The organism is Rahnella perminowiae (assembly GCF_019049695.1).
Classification (GTDB): Bacteria; Pseudomonadota; Gammaproteobacteria; order Enterobacterales; family Enterobacteriaceae; genus Rahnella; species Rahnella perminowiae.
Window position 1 is genome coordinate 1 of record NZ_JAFMOT010000159.1, and the last position, 14,935, is coordinate 14,935.

Sequence of the window (14,935 nt, forward strand, 5' to 3'; positions counted from 1 at the left end):
ATGGTAGTGTGGGGTCTCCCCATGCGAGAGTAGGGAACTGCCAGGCATCAAATTAGTAAAGAACGTGTTCCTTTTCCCCTGACAAGGAAAATAACAGGAACAAACAGGCATCAGCCGGTTGCTGATGTGTGTGAAAGAACCGGTGGAGCGGTAGTTCAGTTGGTTAGAATACCTGCCTGTCACGCAGGGGGTCGCGGGTTCGAGCCCCGTCCGTTCCGCCAATTATTAAAAATTATGCCTGCTAAATTAGCAGGCATAATAGTAAGCACAATTTAGGGGCGTAGCTCAGTTGGTAGAGCACCGGTCTCCAAAACCGGGTGTCGCGAGTTCGAGTCTCTCCGCCCCTGCCATATTTAAACCCTTCGCGAAAGCGAGGGGTTTTTTTTCGTCTTAATTTTCTGAAGCCCTTCTTCCTTGTTTAATCTTTGCTTCTTAATCCCCCTGTTCAGCGTTTTTTGCACCGACAGGGCTCAAAACCTCCATTCTTGCTAGTTGTTTTTTGTCATGTTTTGGCTGAATACATGCACGAATTGATTGTTCTCCCTGTATGTGACTTCGCTCATGCTCCCATTTTCTCTATGTACTAAACCTAATCATCGTCTTATGACGACTATCAGCGCCTGACAGCATTGCTTGTATCCTTTTTCCGACAGAACTGTCGTAGCGGATGAATGCATGTCGGGTAATCGTCCTCGCCGTACCCTACGAGTCATAACAAAAAGTAGCTCAGACTACACATGAGGAAAGAAATATGTATAAACGCTTATTTGTGGCAGCAGCAGTAGCGACAGTCCTTAGTGGCACAGTTCAGGCGGCTCCGCTGGTTGTGGGTTTTTCGCAGATCGGTTCTGAGTCTGGGTGGCGTTCTGCGGAAACAAAAGTCTCTAAATCAGAAGCAGAAAAACGCGGCATAACACTGAAAATCGCTGATGCCCAGCAAAAACAAGAGAACCAAATCAAAGCAATACGCTCATTCATCGCACAAGGTGTTGATGCCATTTTTATCGCTCCCGTTGTGGCTACGGGCTGGGCCCCGGTTTTGACCGAAGCTAAAGAAGCTAAGATCCCTGTATTCCTGTTAGACCGTACGATCGAAGTCAGTGATCCGTCTCTGTACACCGCTGCAGTGGCTTCAGACAGCGTGTATGAGGGTAAAGTTGCGGGTGACTGGCTGGTTAAGGATGCTGCTGGCAAACCATGTAATGTTGTCGAATTGCAGGGAACGGTCGGTGCCAGTGTGGCGTTAAATCGTAAAAAAGGATTTGCAGATGCGTTGAAATCTGCGCCAAACATCAAAATTATCCGTTCGCAGTCCGGAGACTTCACCCGCAGTAAAGGCAAAGAAGTAATGGAAAGCTTCATCAAGGCCGAACAAAACGGTAAGAACATTTGTGCCGTTTACGCTCATAACGACGACATGGCAATCGGTGCTATCCAGGCTATCAAAGAAGCTGGTTTGAAACCGGGTTCACAAATCAAAATCGTATCAATTGATGGTGTACCGGACATCTACAAAGCGATGTTAGCGGGCGAAGCAAACGCATCTGTTGAACTGACACCGAACATGGCTGGCCCGGCATTTGATGCGCTGATCGCAATGAAAAAGGATGGTACCCAGCCTAAGAAATTCATTCAGACTCAGTCCGCGTTGATCCTTCCTGATATGGCTCAGAAAGAATACGACATGAAAAAAGACATGGGTTATTAAGCCGGTTTACCGGTTTGTCTTACTGACAAACCGGTAATAATTATTCCCTTTTCGCTTATCGCGAATGCAGCAGGAGTAGTGACGTGACGGATAATCCAGTTTCAAAAACGCTGCTCGAAGTGCGCGGCTTATCGGTCGAATTTCCCGGTGTAAAAGCGCTGGAAAATGTCGACTTTACCCTCGAAAGCGGTGAGATCGTCGCACTTTTGGGTGAGAACGGTGCTGGCAAATCAACAATGATTAAAGCCCTTACCGGTGTCTATAAACGTTCTGCGGGGCAGGTCTTCCTTAACGGAAAACCGATCGAGCCAATTGATACTGCCGATGCTCAGTCGCTGGGAATTGGTACGGTATATCAGGAAGTCAATCTTCTGCCGAATATCTCTGTCGCTGCCAATCTGTTCATCGGGCGCGAGCCAACCCGTTTCGGGCTGGTCAATCAGCGCAAGATGGAACAACAAGCCGAAGCACTTTTGGAAGGCTATGGCCTGCATCTGGATGTCAGCCAGCCACTTTCAACCTATTCCATCGCGATTCAGCAAATCGTGGCAATCGCCCGCGCTGTTGATCTGTCCGCGCAGGTTTTAATTCTTGATGAACCCACCGCCAGTCTCGATGCCAAAGAAGTCAGTATGCTGCTCGATATTTTGATGCAATTGCGTGATAAAGGGGTGGGAATGATTTTCGTGACCCATTTCCTCGATCAGGTTTACCGCATCAGTGACCGGATCACCGTTTTGCGAAATGGTAAGCACGTCGGGTCTGAACGAACGGTGGATTTACCGCGTATTGATCTCGTGCCGATGATGCTGGGACACAGTTTTGATGAAAACCTGCTCAAACGGACTGAGCATAGAAATGTGACCGGGCAACCGTTAGTCGATTTCAAAGACTACGGTCGTCGCGGGGTGGTCGAAAATTTTGATTTAAAAGTGCGTCGGGGTGAAATCGTCGGGCTGGCGGGTTTACTGGGATCCGGACGGACAGAAACCGCTCAGCTGATTTTCGGCATTAAAGGGCATGACAGTGGTAAGGCGCACGTCGATGGTAAAGAAGAAACCATCAGCACACCCAGAAAGGCGGCGAAACTGGGTTTTGGTTACTGCCCGGAAGATCGCAAAACTGATGGCATTATCGGCGCGGCCACGGTGCGAGAAAATATCATTCTTGCCTTACAGGCTCAGCGTGGCTGGTTGCGTCCTTTGCCCATGAAGGAACAGCATCAGATAGCCGAGAAATTTATCAAATTACTGGGCATTCGTACGCCCGGCACTGAACAGGAAATTCAGTATCTTTCCGGCGGTAATCAGCAAAAAGTGTTGCTGTCCCGCTGGCTTGCGACTCATCCCCGTTTCCTCATTCTTGATGAACCTACCCGCGGCATTGATGTCGGTGCGCATGCAGAAATTATTCGTCTGATTGAAAAACTTTGCGACGAAGGCCTGGCGTTACTGGTTGTTTCATCTGAACTGGAAGAACTGGCGGGCTATGCCGATCGTATTGTCGTCTTACGCGACCGTCGTCATGTTGCCGAAATTGATCAGGCTGATATCTCCGTGCCAGCCATTATGAAAGCCATTGCGGCGCAATGAGGAGACAGTGATGAACAACAGGAGCCTGCCAATGACGGGAAAACCGCGCAAAGTAAGATGGGTATTTCCTAAAGGCGCCACGCAAATCGGCGCTTTCTTCGCAATATTAGTGATCGACAGTCTGGTCGCCCCGGGCTTTTTCTCAATTCATATTCAGGATGGCCGTTTGTTTGGCAGCCTGGTTGATATTTTCAACCGTGGTGCGCCTGTCGCTTTGCTGGCACTCGGAATGACACTGGTTATCGCGACCGGCGGCATCGACCTTTCCGTAGGTGCAGTCATGGCGATTGCCGGCGCGACAGCCGCAACCATGACGGTGCAAGGATATCCGCTAATGATAGTCTTGCTGGCCTCGGTCGGGGTGGGCGCAATATGCGGTTTGTGGAATGGCTTTCTGGTCGCTGTCCTGCAAATTCAGCCGATTGTTGCCACGCTGATGCTGATGGTCGCAGGGCGCGGTATCGCGCAGCTGATTACGCAAGGACAGATCGTCACGTTCGAGCACAATGGCCTGTCGCAGTTCGGCAGCGGGTCTTTATTCTACCTGCCAATGCCGGTGATTATTGCCGTCGTCATGCTGGTTCTGGTCTGGGTGCTGACACGGAAAACGGCACTCGGCCTGTTTATCGAATCCGTGGGTATCAATATCCGTTCTGCTTATAACGCCGGCGTAAATGCTCGTTTAGTGCTGATCTCCACTTACGTTATTTGTGGAATTTGCGCGGCTGTTGCGGGTGTTATCGTCACTGCCGATATTCGCGGTGCAGATGCCAATAATGCCGGATTATGGCTGGAACTTGATGCCATTCTTGCCGTCGTCATCGGTGGTGGCTCGTTGCTGGGTGGACGTTTTAACCTGCTTCTTTCAGTTGTCGGTGCACTAATCATTCAGGGAATGAATACCGGCATTTTGCTCTCCGGCTTCAAACCGGAATTCAACCTGGTGCTGAAAGCGCTGGTGGTGCTTGCGGTACTGGTGGTGCAATCGCCCCGCGTTTCTCTCAGTAATCTGTTCCGGAGGAAGGGATAATGCTCAAAAGAAATCTGCCCCTGCTGATTACTATTGCGGTTTTTCTGGCCGGATACGCCTATTGCTTTACGCAATTTCCTGGTTTTGCCTCCACACGGGTGTTTTTTGATTTGCTCACGGATAACGCATTTCTTGGCATCGTGGCCGTGGGGATGACCTTTGTCATCTTGTCAGGTGGTATCGACCTGTCAGTAGGTTCTGTTATCGCTTTCACCGGCGTTTTGCTGGCGAAACTTATCGGCACTTATGGCATCGCACCGGGTTATGCTTTTGTCATCGTCCTGTTGATGGGAGCTATCTTTGGTGCGCTGATGGGTTGGATCATTGATACGCTGAAACTGCCGGCTTTCATCATCACGCTGGCGGGCATGTTTTTTGTGCGCGGTATGAGTTTTATTGTTTCGGAAGAATCGTTGCCGATTAATCATCCGGTTTATGACTTCCTCGCCAATTATGCCTGGAAAATGCCCGGTGGTGGTCGTTTTACCTTGCTGGCTCTGGTCATGCTATTGGTGGTGCTTGGCGGCATTATTCTGGCGCATCGTACGCGATTCGGTAACAACGTCTATGCCGTCGGTGGCAGCAATGTATCGGCTGCGCTGATGGGGGTGCCTGTGCGGCGGACCACGATTTATATCTATATGCTATCCAGCACGCTGGCGGTGTTATCCGGCATTATTTTCTCCCTTTACACTTCTGCGGGCTATGCTCTCGCAGCGAGTGGTGTTGAACTGGATGCTATTGCTTCTGTCGTGATCGGCGGGACATTACTGAGTGGTGGCGTAGGCACGGTTTTAGGCAGCTTGTTTGGTGTGCTCATTCAGGGGCTGATCCAAACCTATATCACCTTCGATGGTACGCTGAGTTCATGGTGGACCAAAATCGTGATGGGCGTTTTATTGTTTGTTTTCATCGGATTGCAAAAAGGGATGGGCAGCTTCTGGACAGCCAGAAGAGCGCGGCATCCGCGGCCAGAACCGTCCTGAAACAGGACGGTGTCAGAAATTAGTGATCAGCGGCGTTTTGAGTAACTGACGGATCAAAACCTGCTGATCGCTGGTTTGCAGCCAGACGGCGTAAAGCGGGCGGATCACCGGCGGAACATCTTCATGTGCGGCCAGTTGTGGGTATTCTTTAGCCCAGTGCGCAGGCAGAAACGCACAGCCTCCGGTATTTTCCAGCAACTGACGCGTCAGATGCGCAGAGGTTGTGGTCAGTATCGGTTCCTGATCGCTATTTTGTAATTTTTCCTGCTGAGGAAAATCAGCGCCCCATTCCAGCTTCACATAGGGCGACTGTTCGCCTCTGACCGTTTTCTTTGATGAGAAAAGTCGTAACGAGAAATTACCCAGCAACTGACTTGAGAGCTCGTCCATCTTTGGTGGCTCGGTGGTAATCAGCAAATCCAATTGTCTTTCATGCAATTGCTTCACCAGCGACTGACGAAGGGCAATGCGCGCCTCCAGTCTCAGCGTACCCCGCTGAGTGTACAGAGACTGCATCCACGGTGTCAGATAAGCTTCCCAGAGTGACGCCGTGGCACCAATCGACAATTCTGTGTGCTGTAACGAGCGTACAACCTCTTTTTTCGCCATCTGCCACGTTGACATCAGGTTCTCTGCATAAGGCAGCAGTCGTTCTCCTGCGGGCGTTAAGCGGATGTTATTGCGATGCCGTGTGAATAAATTGGCGCCCAGTTGAGTTTCCAGTTGTCGGATACGAAAGCTGACAGCAGATTGCGTCAGGTAAAGGGATTCCGCCGCCCGACCAAAGTGGCGAGTTCTACTGACCTCCAAAAAGGTTTTCAGTAATTCCGTGTCCAAAACTATCTCCAATATTTTTTGTCGTTAAGATTTAAATGTTTTGTTTTACACAATGTCAAGCCTAACTAATACTCCGCGCCATAACAGCACGACCATGAGAGAATTAGGAGCGTGTCAGATGGCGGAAAGCTTCACCACGACAAGTCGTTTTTTTGATAATAAACATTACCCTCGCGGGTTCTCCCGGCATGGCGATTTCACCATTAAAGAAGCGCAAATGCTAGAACGTTACGGCTTCGCGTTTAACGAGCTGGATCTGGGAAAACGTGAGCCCGTTACCGACGAAGAAAAACTGTTCCTGGAGGTTTGCCGCGGTACACGCGAACCTGTCACGGATGCAGAAAAAGTGTGGAACAAATACATTGTCCGCACGCGTCGTCCGAAGAAATTCCACACGTTGTCTGGCGGTAAACCGCAGGCCGACGCTGTAGAAGACTACACGGAAAGTGATGACTAATGAAACGGGGCGATGCCCCGTTTTTTATGCCAGACTCTTATGCAGGTTTAACAATAGCCTATCCATGCTGCGATAGCTTAACGCCTCCGCAAGATGTCGCCTTTCAATCGATTCTATGCCCCCCAGATCCGCCAGTGTTCTTGCCACTTTCAGAATGCGGTGCCAGGCCCTGACAGACAATCCCAGTTTATGCAGCACCTCTTCCAGAAATTCAGCATCTGCTTTGGTTAACCCGCAGTACGTCTCCACTTCGCTGCTGCTCAGGTGCGCGTTGATTTTTCCTGCGCGTTTTAACTGAATTTCTCTGGCGATCAACACCCGTTCCCGCACGTGCACACTACATTCCCTGAGCGCGGGCGTCGAGTTCTGCTGGCTCAAAATGCCGGGCGGCAGGAGCGGGACTTCAATCGACAGATCGAATCTGTCGAGAAACGGACCGGAAAGCCGGCTCAGATAGCGTAAAACCTGCTGTGGCGGCGTACGGTTATGAATGCCCTGATAATGTCCTGTCGGGCTGGGATTCATCGCTGCAATCAGCTGTGTCCTTGCCGGATAGCGCACTTTCGCCCTCGCGCGGGAAATAGTGATTTCGCCGGATTCCATGGGTTGGCGCAAAGCATCGAGAACCTGCCGCTGAAACTCAGGCAGTTCGTCGAGAAACAATACGCCGTTATGTGCCAGCGATATTTCTCCTGGTCTGGGTAACGAGCCGCCGCCCACCAGTGCGCTCATTGAAGTGCTGTGATGCGGAGCACGGAAAGGGCGAATACGGGAGAATTCATCGTTTTCTTCCGGGTTATACACCAGGCTGGCAATGGCGGCGGTTTCCAGCTTTTCCTCGTTACTCATGGGCGGCAATAATCCGGGCAACCGGCTGGCCAGCATGGTTTTTCCGGTACCGGGCGGTCCAATCAGTAATAGATTATGCCCTCCCGCTGCCGCTACTTCGAGCGCGCGCTTTGATTGCTCCTGCCCGATAATATCGGCAATATCAGGCTGATGCGCAAGCCGGGTCGGTTGTGCCGGGAATTCAATCGGTGGCAGGCTACTTTCTCCCTGTATAAACGCGCAGACCTGCAATAAATGCCCGGCAACCAGCGCCACACCGGGCTCCAGCAGCGTCATTTCCGTTTGATTACTTTGCGGCAGGATCAACACCCGGCCTTCTTTTTTTGCCTCCAGTGCCGCCGGAATCGCACCATTCACGCTGCGCAACGCACCAGAAAGACCGAGCTCACCCAGAAATTCGTACTCTTCAAGCTTATCGCCCTGAAGTTGCTCTGAGGCCACCAGAATCGCCAGCGCGATGGACAAATCATACCGGCCCCCTTCTTTGGGTAAATCAGCAGGCGCAAGATTGACGGTGATGCGTTTTGCGGGAAAAGTGAACCCGCAGTTGATGATGGCGCTGCGAACCCGATCTCTGGCCTCCTTGACAGTGGTTTCGGGCAAACCTACCAATGTCAGGGCGGGTAATCCATTGCTGATATGAACTTCAACCGAGACACCCGGTGCCTGAACCCCCAGCGATGCGCGGGTATACACCACGGCTAATGACATGCTTTTTCCTTTGCTATGAGATCTCCTGACAGCAGCATGCCTGAGTCAGGAACGCTTTCGGGGAGAGAATTTCTGCAATGTGTAATGTCATGGAAAAATAATCTGCAAGTCAGCAGCTTAACCTGGAGGAATGCGAGCAGTCCCGCAATGACAGTAATACTCCTTAACAGTTTGAGGGCTCTCGAAACAAATTAGCGGCCTAATTAAGTTGCCGATGATACCGGCAGAGGTGTTTAATCTTGCTGTATTTAACAATAAATAAACAAATGCAGACACCAATTAACATCTCTCTGCCTGACCAGGGGTTTTCCGCAATTTCCTGGTGAGTGCACCGCCTACAGTTATTCCGGAATAGGGACTCACCCATGTTTGGTTGGACTTCCCGGCAGCGTAATGTTGCCATCGCCAGCTTTCTGAGCTGGACTCTCGACGCTTTCGATTTCTTTATTTTAGTCTTCCTGCTCAGTGATATTGCTTCGGCCTTTCAGGTGGATATCAAACAGGTGACACTGGCCATTCTGCTGACGTTGGCCGTGCGGCCGATTGGGGCGTTGCTGTTCGGACGAGCAGCGGAAAAGTATGGACGCAAACCGGTGCTGATGGTGAATATCGCACTGTTTTCTTTTTTCGAGCTGTGTACTGCGGCGGCACCTTCACTGATGGTTTTTCTCATCCTTCGCGTAATTTATGGCATTGCGATGGGCGGTGTCTGGGGAGTAGCTTCTTCTCTGGCGATGGAAACCATACCTGACCGTTCCCGTGGTGTGATGTCGGGGATTTTCCAGGCGGGTTATCCGTTTGGTTATCTGCTGGCGGCGGTGGTGTATGGCCTGCTGTCCGAAACTGTCGGCTGGCGCGGGATGTTTGTCATCGGAGCTGTTCCGATTTTTCTTCTGCCATTTATCTGGTTTAAAGTGCAGGAATCACCGGTCTGGCTGGCGGCACGGGAGCGTAATGAGAGCACGGCTCTGATGCCGGTGCTGAAGAAAAACTGGAAGCTGTGTGTGTATCTGGTTGTACTGATGGCGGGTTTTAATTTCTTCAGCCACGGTACACAAGATCTCTATCCGACCTTCCTCAAAGTTCAGCATGGTTTTGATGCACATACCGTCAGTTTAATCGCCATTAGCTACAATATCGCGTCAATTATCGGTGGAGTATTCTTCGGTTCGCTGTCGGAGAAAATTGGCCGTAAAAAAGCGATTATTATTGCCGCGTTACTTTCCTTGCCGGTCATTCCTTTATGGGCTTTCTCTGGCGGTTCATGGATGCTGGGGTTGGGCGCGTTCCTGATGCAGTTTATGGTGCAGGGCGCATGGGGTGTCGTGCCGACTTATCTGACCGAACTGGTGCCAGCCAATACGCGGGCTGTTCTGCCGGGTTTTGTTTACCAACTCGGTAATCTGATCGCTTCAGTCAATGCGACACTTCAGGCCTACATTGCAGAAAGCCACGGGCATAATTACGGACTGGCGATGGCGATGGTGGCCGGCACCGTCGCTATCCTGATTTCTGTTCTGGTAGCATTTGGCCGTGATACGCGCGGAAAAGCGATTGCCGGAACAATAAATAATCAAAGTACTGATCATCGCGCTAAGGTCTGATTTTTCAGACGATTTTTCACGAATTCTGCAACGGGCTGCAAATAATAACGCAAGAAAAGTGTTGTCATTAATCATCTTACTGTGGTAACTCTGTAGGCAATCGTTCGCAATATGAATTTTAGAAAACTAAAAATGAAAGCCCTTCTCCTCGTAGTTAGCCTAGTCGTGATTAGCGTGGTGGTGATTATTATCCCACCGTGCGGGGCTGCACTTGGACGAAGAAAGGCTTATTAAACAAGCCTGAACCTGAAAAGAAACCCCGCACCGAAAGGTCCGGGGTTTTTTTTTGGGTCAGGAATTTCAGAGAACAGAGAGGCGGGGTCGGAAAATGAGCAACAGCATAATATTCTGCACTTGTCGCAAAAAGGCAGGAGAATAAAGATGAACGGAGCACAATGGGTAGTACAAGCGTTGCGTGCGCAGGGTGTAAATACTGTATTTGGTTATCCTGGCGGGGCAATCATGCCGGTATACGATGCATTGTATGACGGCGGCGTAGAACACCTGTTGTGCCGGCATGAGCAGGGTGCCGCAATGGCTGCCATCGGCTATGCCCGTTCTACCGGAAAAGTCGGCGTCTGTATCGCCACTTCCGGTCCTGGCGCGACCAACCTGATCACCGGCCTGGCCGACGCACTTTTAGATTCCGTTCCGCTGGTGGCCATCACCGGACAGGTTGGTTCCGCCTTCATTGGCACCGATGCCTTTCAGGAAATCGATGTTTTAGGTTTGTCCCTGGCCTGTACCAAACACAGCTTTCTGGTTGAATCTCTGGAAGCGCTGCCGGAAATCATGGCTGAAGCCTTTGCCATCGCCAGCTCCGGTCGTCCGGGCCCGGTTCTGATCGACATCCCGAAAGATATCCAGCTGGCCGTCGGTGAATTACCGCCGCATCTGGTCGCCGTTGAAGAAACGTTCCCGCACTCTGCCACTGAATTACAACAAGCCTATGCCATGATCACCACCGCGCAAAAACCGATGGTTTACGTCGGTGGCGGTGTCGGTATCGCACAGGCCGTCCCGGCATTGCGCGAATTCATTTCTGCGACAGGTATTCCTGCGGTAGCAACGTTGAAAGGTCTGGGGGCACCGGATGCCAGCGACCCGTGTTATCTGGGTATGCTGGGAATGCACGGTACCAAAGCGGCGAATCTGGCCGTTCAGTCCTGCGATTTGCTGATTGCCGTTGGTGCGCGTTTCGATGACCGTGTGACTGGCAAGCTGAATACCTTTGCGCCAGATGCCGCGGTTATCCACATGGATATCGACCCGGCTGAGCTGAACAAACTGCGTCAGGCGCATGTGGCGCTGCAGGGTGATCTGAACTTGCTGTTACCGGCGCTGCAACAACCTCTGAACATCAACGCATGGCGTGATGAAGTGATGACGCTGAAAGCGCAGGGCGAATGGCGCTATGACCACCCGGGTGAAGCGATTTATGCGCCGTTGTTACTGAAACAAATCTCTGACCGTAAATCAGCCAATACCGTCGTGACCACCGACGTTGGCCAGCATCAGATGTGGACCGCGCAACATATGCAGTTCACCCGTCCGGAAAACTTCATCACCTCCAGTGGTCTGGGCACGATGGGTTTCGGCGTACCTGCCGCAGTCGGTGCACAAGTTGCCCGCCCGGACGATATGGTGATCTGCGTATCTGGCGACGGTTCATTCATGATGAACGTTCAGGAACTGGGCACCATCAAGCGAAAACAGTTGCCCGTTAAAATCCTGTTGCTGGATAACCAGCGGTTAGGGATGGTTCGACAGTGGCAGGAATTGTTCTTCGACGGACGCTTCAGTGAAACCAACCTCTCCGATAACCCCGATTTTGTCACGCTGGCCAGCGCATTCAATATCCCCGGCCAACGTATCCACCGTAAAGATCAAGTCGATGCCGCTCTGGACGCTTTCTTCAACAGTGAAGGTCCGTATTTGCTCCAGGTTTCTATCGATGAAAATGAGAATGTCTGGCCGCTGGTTCCACCGGGCGCAGGCAACGAAACCATGCTGGAGAAAATATCATGATGCAACATAACGTCTCAATTCAGGCCCGTTTCCGTCCCGAAATGTTAGAGCGCGTATTACGCGTGGTCCGTCACCGTGGTTTTCAGGTGTGCGCAATGAACATGACGCCGATGGTCAATGCGGAAAATATAAATATCGAATTGACCGTTGCCAGTCAGCGTCCGGTAGATTTACTGTCTTCACAGTTACGCAAACTTATGGATGTCGCGTGTGTCGAGATCCAGCAACATACATCACAACAAATACGCGCGAATGCGTGAGTAAAGGAACGAGAAGAATGACGAAGAAAGCTGATTACATTTGGTTCAATGGTGAAATGGTGCCGTGGGCTGAAGCTAAAGTCCATGTCATGTCACACGCACTGCATTACGGCACTTCCGTTTTCGAAGGCGTGCGTTGCTACGACTCCCATAAAGGCCCGGTCGTATTCCGTCACCGTGAACACATGCAGCGTCTGCGCGATTCCGCAAAAATTTATCGTATGCCTGTTTCCCAGAGCGTGGATGAGCTGATGGAAGCTTGCCGTGAAACTCTGCGCAAAAACAATCTGGTCAGTGCCTATATCCGTCCGCTGGTGTTTGTTGGCGATGTGGGAATGGGCGTTAACCCGCCGGACGGCTACAAAACTGATGTAATCATCGCAGCCTTCCCGTGGGGCGCGTATCTGGGTGAAGAAGCGCTGGAACAGGGCATCGATGCGATGGTGTCTTCATGGAACCGCGTTGCAGCAAACACCATTCCAACGGCCGCCAAAGCGGGGGGTAACTACCTGTCTTCCCTGCTGGTCGGCAGCGAAGCACGTCGTCACGGTTATCAGGAAGGTATTGCGCTGGACATCCATGGCTATGTATCTGAAGGTGCTGGCGAAAACCTGTTTGAAGTGAAAGAAGGCATTTTATTCACGCCTCCGTTTACCTCTTCCGCGCTGCCGGGTATCACCCGTGACGCTATTATTAAACTGGCGAAAGATCTGGGACTGGAAGTGCGTGAGCAAGTTCTGTCCCGTGAATCGCTGTATCTGGCAGACGAAGTCTTCATGTCCGGCACCGCCGCAGAAATCACGCCGGTGCGCAGTGTTGACGGCATCCAGGTCGGTATCGGCAAACGGGGTCCGGTCACCAAACAAATTCAGGATGCATTCTTCGGCCTGTTCACCGGCAAAACCGAAGACAAATGGGGTTGGCTGGATCCAATTAACCCTCAATAATCAAAAGAATAAGAATTGCGCAGGCGGCGATGGCGCAGCCTGCTAAACAGAAATGATTTGGAGTGAACAGAGCATGCCTAAGTACCGTTCCCACACCACGACTCATGGCCGCAACATGGCTGGTGCCCGCGCTTTATGGCGTGCCACTGGCATGACGGACAACGATTTCGGTAAGCCAATTATCGCCGTCGTTAACTCATTCACCCAGTTTGTACCGGGGCACGTGCACCTGCGCGATCTGGGTAAGCTGGTTGCTGAACAAATCGAAGCGTCCGGCGGCGTGGCGAAAGAATTCAACACGATCGCGGTGGATGACGGGATCGCCATGGGGCATGGTGGCATGCTGTATTCATTGCCTTCACGTGAACTGATTGCTGACTCGGTGGAATACATGGTTAACGCGCACTGCGCCGATGCCATGGTGTGTATTTCCAACTGCGACAAAATCACTCCGGGAATGCTGATGGCGTCACTGCGCCTGAACATTCCGGTGATCTTTGTTTCCGGTGGCCCGATGGAAGCCGGGAAAACCAAACTGTCTGACAAAATCATCAAACTCGACCTGGTCGATGCGATGATTCAAGGCGCAAACCCGAACGTCAGCGATGCCGACAGCGAACAAATCGAACGTTCTGCCTGTCCGACCTGCGGTTCGTGTTCCGGGATGTTCACCGCAAACTCTATGAACTGTCTGACCGAAGCGCTGGGGCTTTCCCAGCCGGGTAACGGTTCATTGCTGGCTACCCATGCTGACCGTAAAGATCTGTTCCTGAATGCCGGTCGTCGCATCGTTGAGCTGACCAAACGTTATTACGAGCAGGACGATGTCAGCGCACTGCCGCGCAGCATTGCCAGCAAAGCGGCTTTCGAAAATGCCATGACGTTGGATATCGCGATGGGCGGCTCGACCAACACTGTACTGCATCTGCTGGCGGCAGCGCAGGAAGGCGAAATTGAATTCGACATGACCGACATTGACCGTCTGTCACGCAAAGTGCCGCATCTGTGTAAGGTCGCGCCAAGCACCCAGAAATATCACATGGAAGATGTGCACCGGGCAGGGGGCGTGCTGGCGATTCTGGGGGAACTGGATCGCGCTAATCTCCTGAACCGCGACGTGAAAAATATCCTGGGCCTGACCCTGAACCAGACGCTGGATCAGTACGACATTATGCTGACCCAAGACGAAGCCGTGAAAAAAATGTTCCGCGCGGGTCCCGCCGGTATCCGCACCACGCAGGCTTTCTCGCAAGACTGCCGCTGGGACACGCTGGATGATGACCGCGCCGACGGTTGTATCCGTTCGTTTGAGCATGCATTCAGTAAAGACGGTGGTCTGGCCGTGCTTTACGGCAACATCGCCGAAGCGGGCAGCATCGTTAAAACCGCAGGCGTGGATGAATCCAACCTGACCTTCCGTGGCCCGGCAAAAGTGTACGAAAGCCAGGATGATGCCGTTTCCGCGATCCTCGGCGGTAAAGTGGTTTCCGGCGACGTTGTGGTTATCCGTTACGAAGGGCCGAAAGGCGGGCCGGGGATGCAGGAAATGCTGTATCCGACCACTTACCTGAAATCCATGGGGCTCGGCAAAGAGTGTGCGCTGATCACCGATGGCCGCTTCTCGGGCGGCACTTCCGGTTTATCTATCGGTCACGTTTCTCCGGAAGCGGGCAGCGGTGGCCTGATTGCGCTGGTGGAAGATGGCGACATCATCGACATCGATATTCCAAACCGCAAAATGGTGCTGGATGTGCCCGCGGCAGAACTGGCGGCGCGTCACGAAGCTGAACTGGCCCGCGGCGACAAAGCCTGGACGCCGAAAAACCGTGAACGTGTGGTTTCTCTGGCGCTGCGTGCTTACGCATTGCTGGCAACCAGCGCGGACAAAGGTGCAGTACGCGACAAGTCTAAGCTGGGAGGCTGACA

At 52.0% G+C, this 14,935-nt stretch carries 13 protein-coding genes and 2 tRNA genes; 13 read left to right on the top strand and 2 right to left on the bottom strand.

What is annotated here, in order from left to right; translation table 11 throughout:
* Positions 1-144: 144 nt before the first annotated feature.
* The 6 genes from J1781_RS05105 (at position 145) to yjfF (ending at position 5,316) form a co-directional block, all read left to right on the top strand.
* Positions 145-221 (top strand) — tRNA-Asp (locus J1781_RS05105).
* Between the two features lie 53 nt (positions 222-274).
* Positions 275-350: transfer RNA gene (locus tag J1781_RS05110), tRNA-Trp, on the top strand.
* A 401-nt stretch (positions 351-751) separates the two neighbouring features.
* Positions 752-1,708, top strand: a complete 957-nt coding sequence (gene ytfQ / locus J1781_RS05115) for a galactofuranose ABC transporter, galactofuranose-binding protein YtfQ (RefSeq protein ID WP_129955236.1) — start codon at positions 752-754, stop codon at positions 1,706-1,708.
* A 110-nt stretch (positions 1,709-1,818) separates the two neighbouring features.
* Positions 1,819-3,300 carry a galactofuranose ABC transporter, ATP-binding protein YtfR gene (gene ytfR, locus J1781_RS05120; protein WP_217137713.1) on the top strand — a complete coding sequence of 494 codons (1,482 nt, stop codon included), beginning with the start codon at positions 1,819-1,821 and terminating at the stop codon, positions 3,298-3,300.
* A 10-nt stretch (positions 3,301-3,310) separates the two neighbouring features.
* On the top strand, positions 3,311-4,330 hold the full coding sequence (ytfT, locus tag J1781_RS05125; protein ID WP_129955234.1) for a galactofuranose ABC transporter, ATP-binding protein YtfT: 1,020 nt from the start codon (positions 3,311-3,313) through the stop codon (positions 4,328-4,330).
* Entirely contained in the window at positions 4,330-5,316 is a 987-nt protein-coding gene (gene yjfF / locus J1781_RS05130) for a galactofuranose ABC transporter, permease protein YjfF (RefSeq protein ID WP_129955233.1), read from the top strand. Before ytfT ends, yjfF begins: the two co-directional genes overlap by 1 nt.
* 12 nt (positions 5,317-5,328) lie before the next feature.
* On the opposite strand, the gene hdfR is transcribed toward yjfF, so the two are convergent.
* Complete coding sequence (hdfR, locus tag J1781_RS05135) at positions 5,329-6,153, bottom strand: HTH-type transcriptional regulator HdfR (protein WP_129955232.1); 825 nt, start codon at positions 6,151-6,153, stop codon at positions 5,329-5,331.
* 118 nt (positions 6,154-6,271) lie between these two features.
* Here hdfR and J1781_RS05140 point away from each other — a divergent pair, with 118 nt between their 5' ends.
* A complete protein-coding gene (locus J1781_RS05140) occupies positions 6,272-6,610 on the top strand; it encodes a MaoP family protein (protein ID WP_013577551.1) in 339 nt (112 codons plus the stop codon).
* Between the two features lie 24 nt (positions 6,611-6,634).
* Here the strand turns inward: J1781_RS05140 and J1781_RS05145 are convergent, their stop codons facing one another.
* On the bottom strand, positions 6,635-8,170 hold the full coding sequence (locus J1781_RS05145; RefSeq protein WP_217233296.1) for a YifB family Mg chelatase-like AAA ATPase: 1,536 nt from the start codon (positions 8,168-8,170) through the stop codon (positions 6,635-6,637).
* 365 nt (positions 8,171-8,535) lie between these two features.
* On the opposite strand from J1781_RS05145, the gene J1781_RS05150 reads away from it, so the two are divergent.
* The 6 genes from J1781_RS05150 to ilvD all read left to right on the top strand — a co-directional run bounded on the left by J1781_RS05150 (position 8,536) and on the right by ilvD (position 14,933).
* Positions 8,536-9,774 (top strand): MFS transporter, encoded by a 1,239-nt coding sequence (locus tag J1781_RS05150; RefSeq protein ID WP_129955230.1) that lies wholly within the window; start codon positions 8,536-8,538, stop codon positions 9,772-9,774.
* A gap of 132 nt (positions 9,775-9,906) precedes the next feature.
* On the top strand, positions 9,907-10,008 hold the full coding sequence (gene ilvL, locus J1781_RS05155) for an ilv operon leader peptide (protein ID WP_015699153.1): 102 nt from the start codon (positions 9,907-9,909) through the stop codon (positions 10,006-10,008).
* 147 nt (positions 10,009-10,155) lie between these two features.
* Positions 10,156-11,802 (top strand): acetolactate synthase 2 catalytic subunit, encoded by a 1,647-nt coding sequence (ilvG, locus tag J1781_RS05160; RefSeq protein ID WP_129955229.1) that lies wholly within the window; start codon positions 10,156-10,158, stop codon positions 11,800-11,802.
* Positions 11,799-12,062, top strand: a complete 264-nt coding sequence (gene ilvM / locus J1781_RS05165; RefSeq protein WP_013577547.1) for an acetolactate synthase 2 small subunit — start codon at positions 11,799-11,801, stop codon at positions 12,060-12,062. The genes ilvG and ilvM overlap by 4 nt, the downstream gene beginning before the upstream one ends.
* Positions 12,063-12,079: 17 nt before the next feature.
* Positions 12,080-13,009, top strand: coding sequence for a branched-chain amino acid transaminase (locus J1781_RS05170; protein WP_013577546.1), 930 nt, complete (start codon positions 12,080-12,082; stop codon positions 13,007-13,009).
* Between the two features lie 73 nt (positions 13,010-13,082).
* Positions 13,083-14,933: a dihydroxy-acid dehydratase gene (ilvD, locus tag J1781_RS05175; RefSeq protein WP_129955228.1), complete on the top strand. Its 1,851-nt coding sequence runs from the start codon at positions 13,083-13,085 to the stop codon at positions 14,931-14,933.
* The last annotated feature ends 2 nt before the right edge of the window (positions 14,934-14,935 follow it).

Bases quoted from the DNA above. Each gene is read 5' to 3' on its own strand.
- J1781_RS05145 (WP_217233296.1), bottom strand. From the start codon at position 8,170: ATGTCATTAGCCGTGGTGTATACCCGCGCATCGCTGGGGGTTCAGGCA.
- ytfT (WP_129955234.1), top strand. From the start codon at position 3,311: ATGAACAACAGGAGCCTGCCAATGACGGGAAAACCGCGCAAAGTAAGA.
- J1781_RS05140 (WP_013577551.1), top strand. From the start codon at position 6,272: ATGGCGGAAAGCTTCACCACGACAAGTCGTTTTTTTGATAATAAACAT.
- ilvD (WP_129955228.1), top strand. From the start codon at position 13,083: ATGCCTAAGTACCGTTCCCACACCACGACTCATGGCCGCAACATGGCT.
- ilvL (WP_015699153.1), top strand. From the start codon at position 9,907: ATGAAAGCCCTTCTCCTCGTAGTTAGCCTAGTCGTGATTAGCGTGGTG.
- ilvM (WP_013577547.1), top strand. From the start codon at position 11,799: ATGATGCAACATAACGTCTCAATTCAGGCCCGTTTCCGTCCCGAAATG.
- J1781_RS05150 (WP_129955230.1), top strand. From the start codon at position 8,536: ATGTTTGGTTGGACTTCCCGGCAGCGTAATGTTGCCATCGCCAGCTTT.
- yjfF (WP_129955233.1), top strand. From the start codon at position 4,330: ATGCTCAAAAGAAATCTGCCCCTGCTGATTACTATTGCGGTTTTTCTG.
- ilvG (WP_129955229.1), top strand. From the start codon at position 10,156: ATGAACGGAGCACAATGGGTAGTACAAGCGTTGCGTGCGCAGGGTGTA.
- ytfQ (WP_129955236.1), top strand. From the start codon at position 752: ATGTATAAACGCTTATTTGTGGCAGCAGCAGTAGCGACAGTCCTTAGT.
- J1781_RS05170 (WP_013577546.1), top strand. From the start codon at position 12,080: ATGACGAAGAAAGCTGATTACATTTGGTTCAATGGTGAAATGGTGCCG.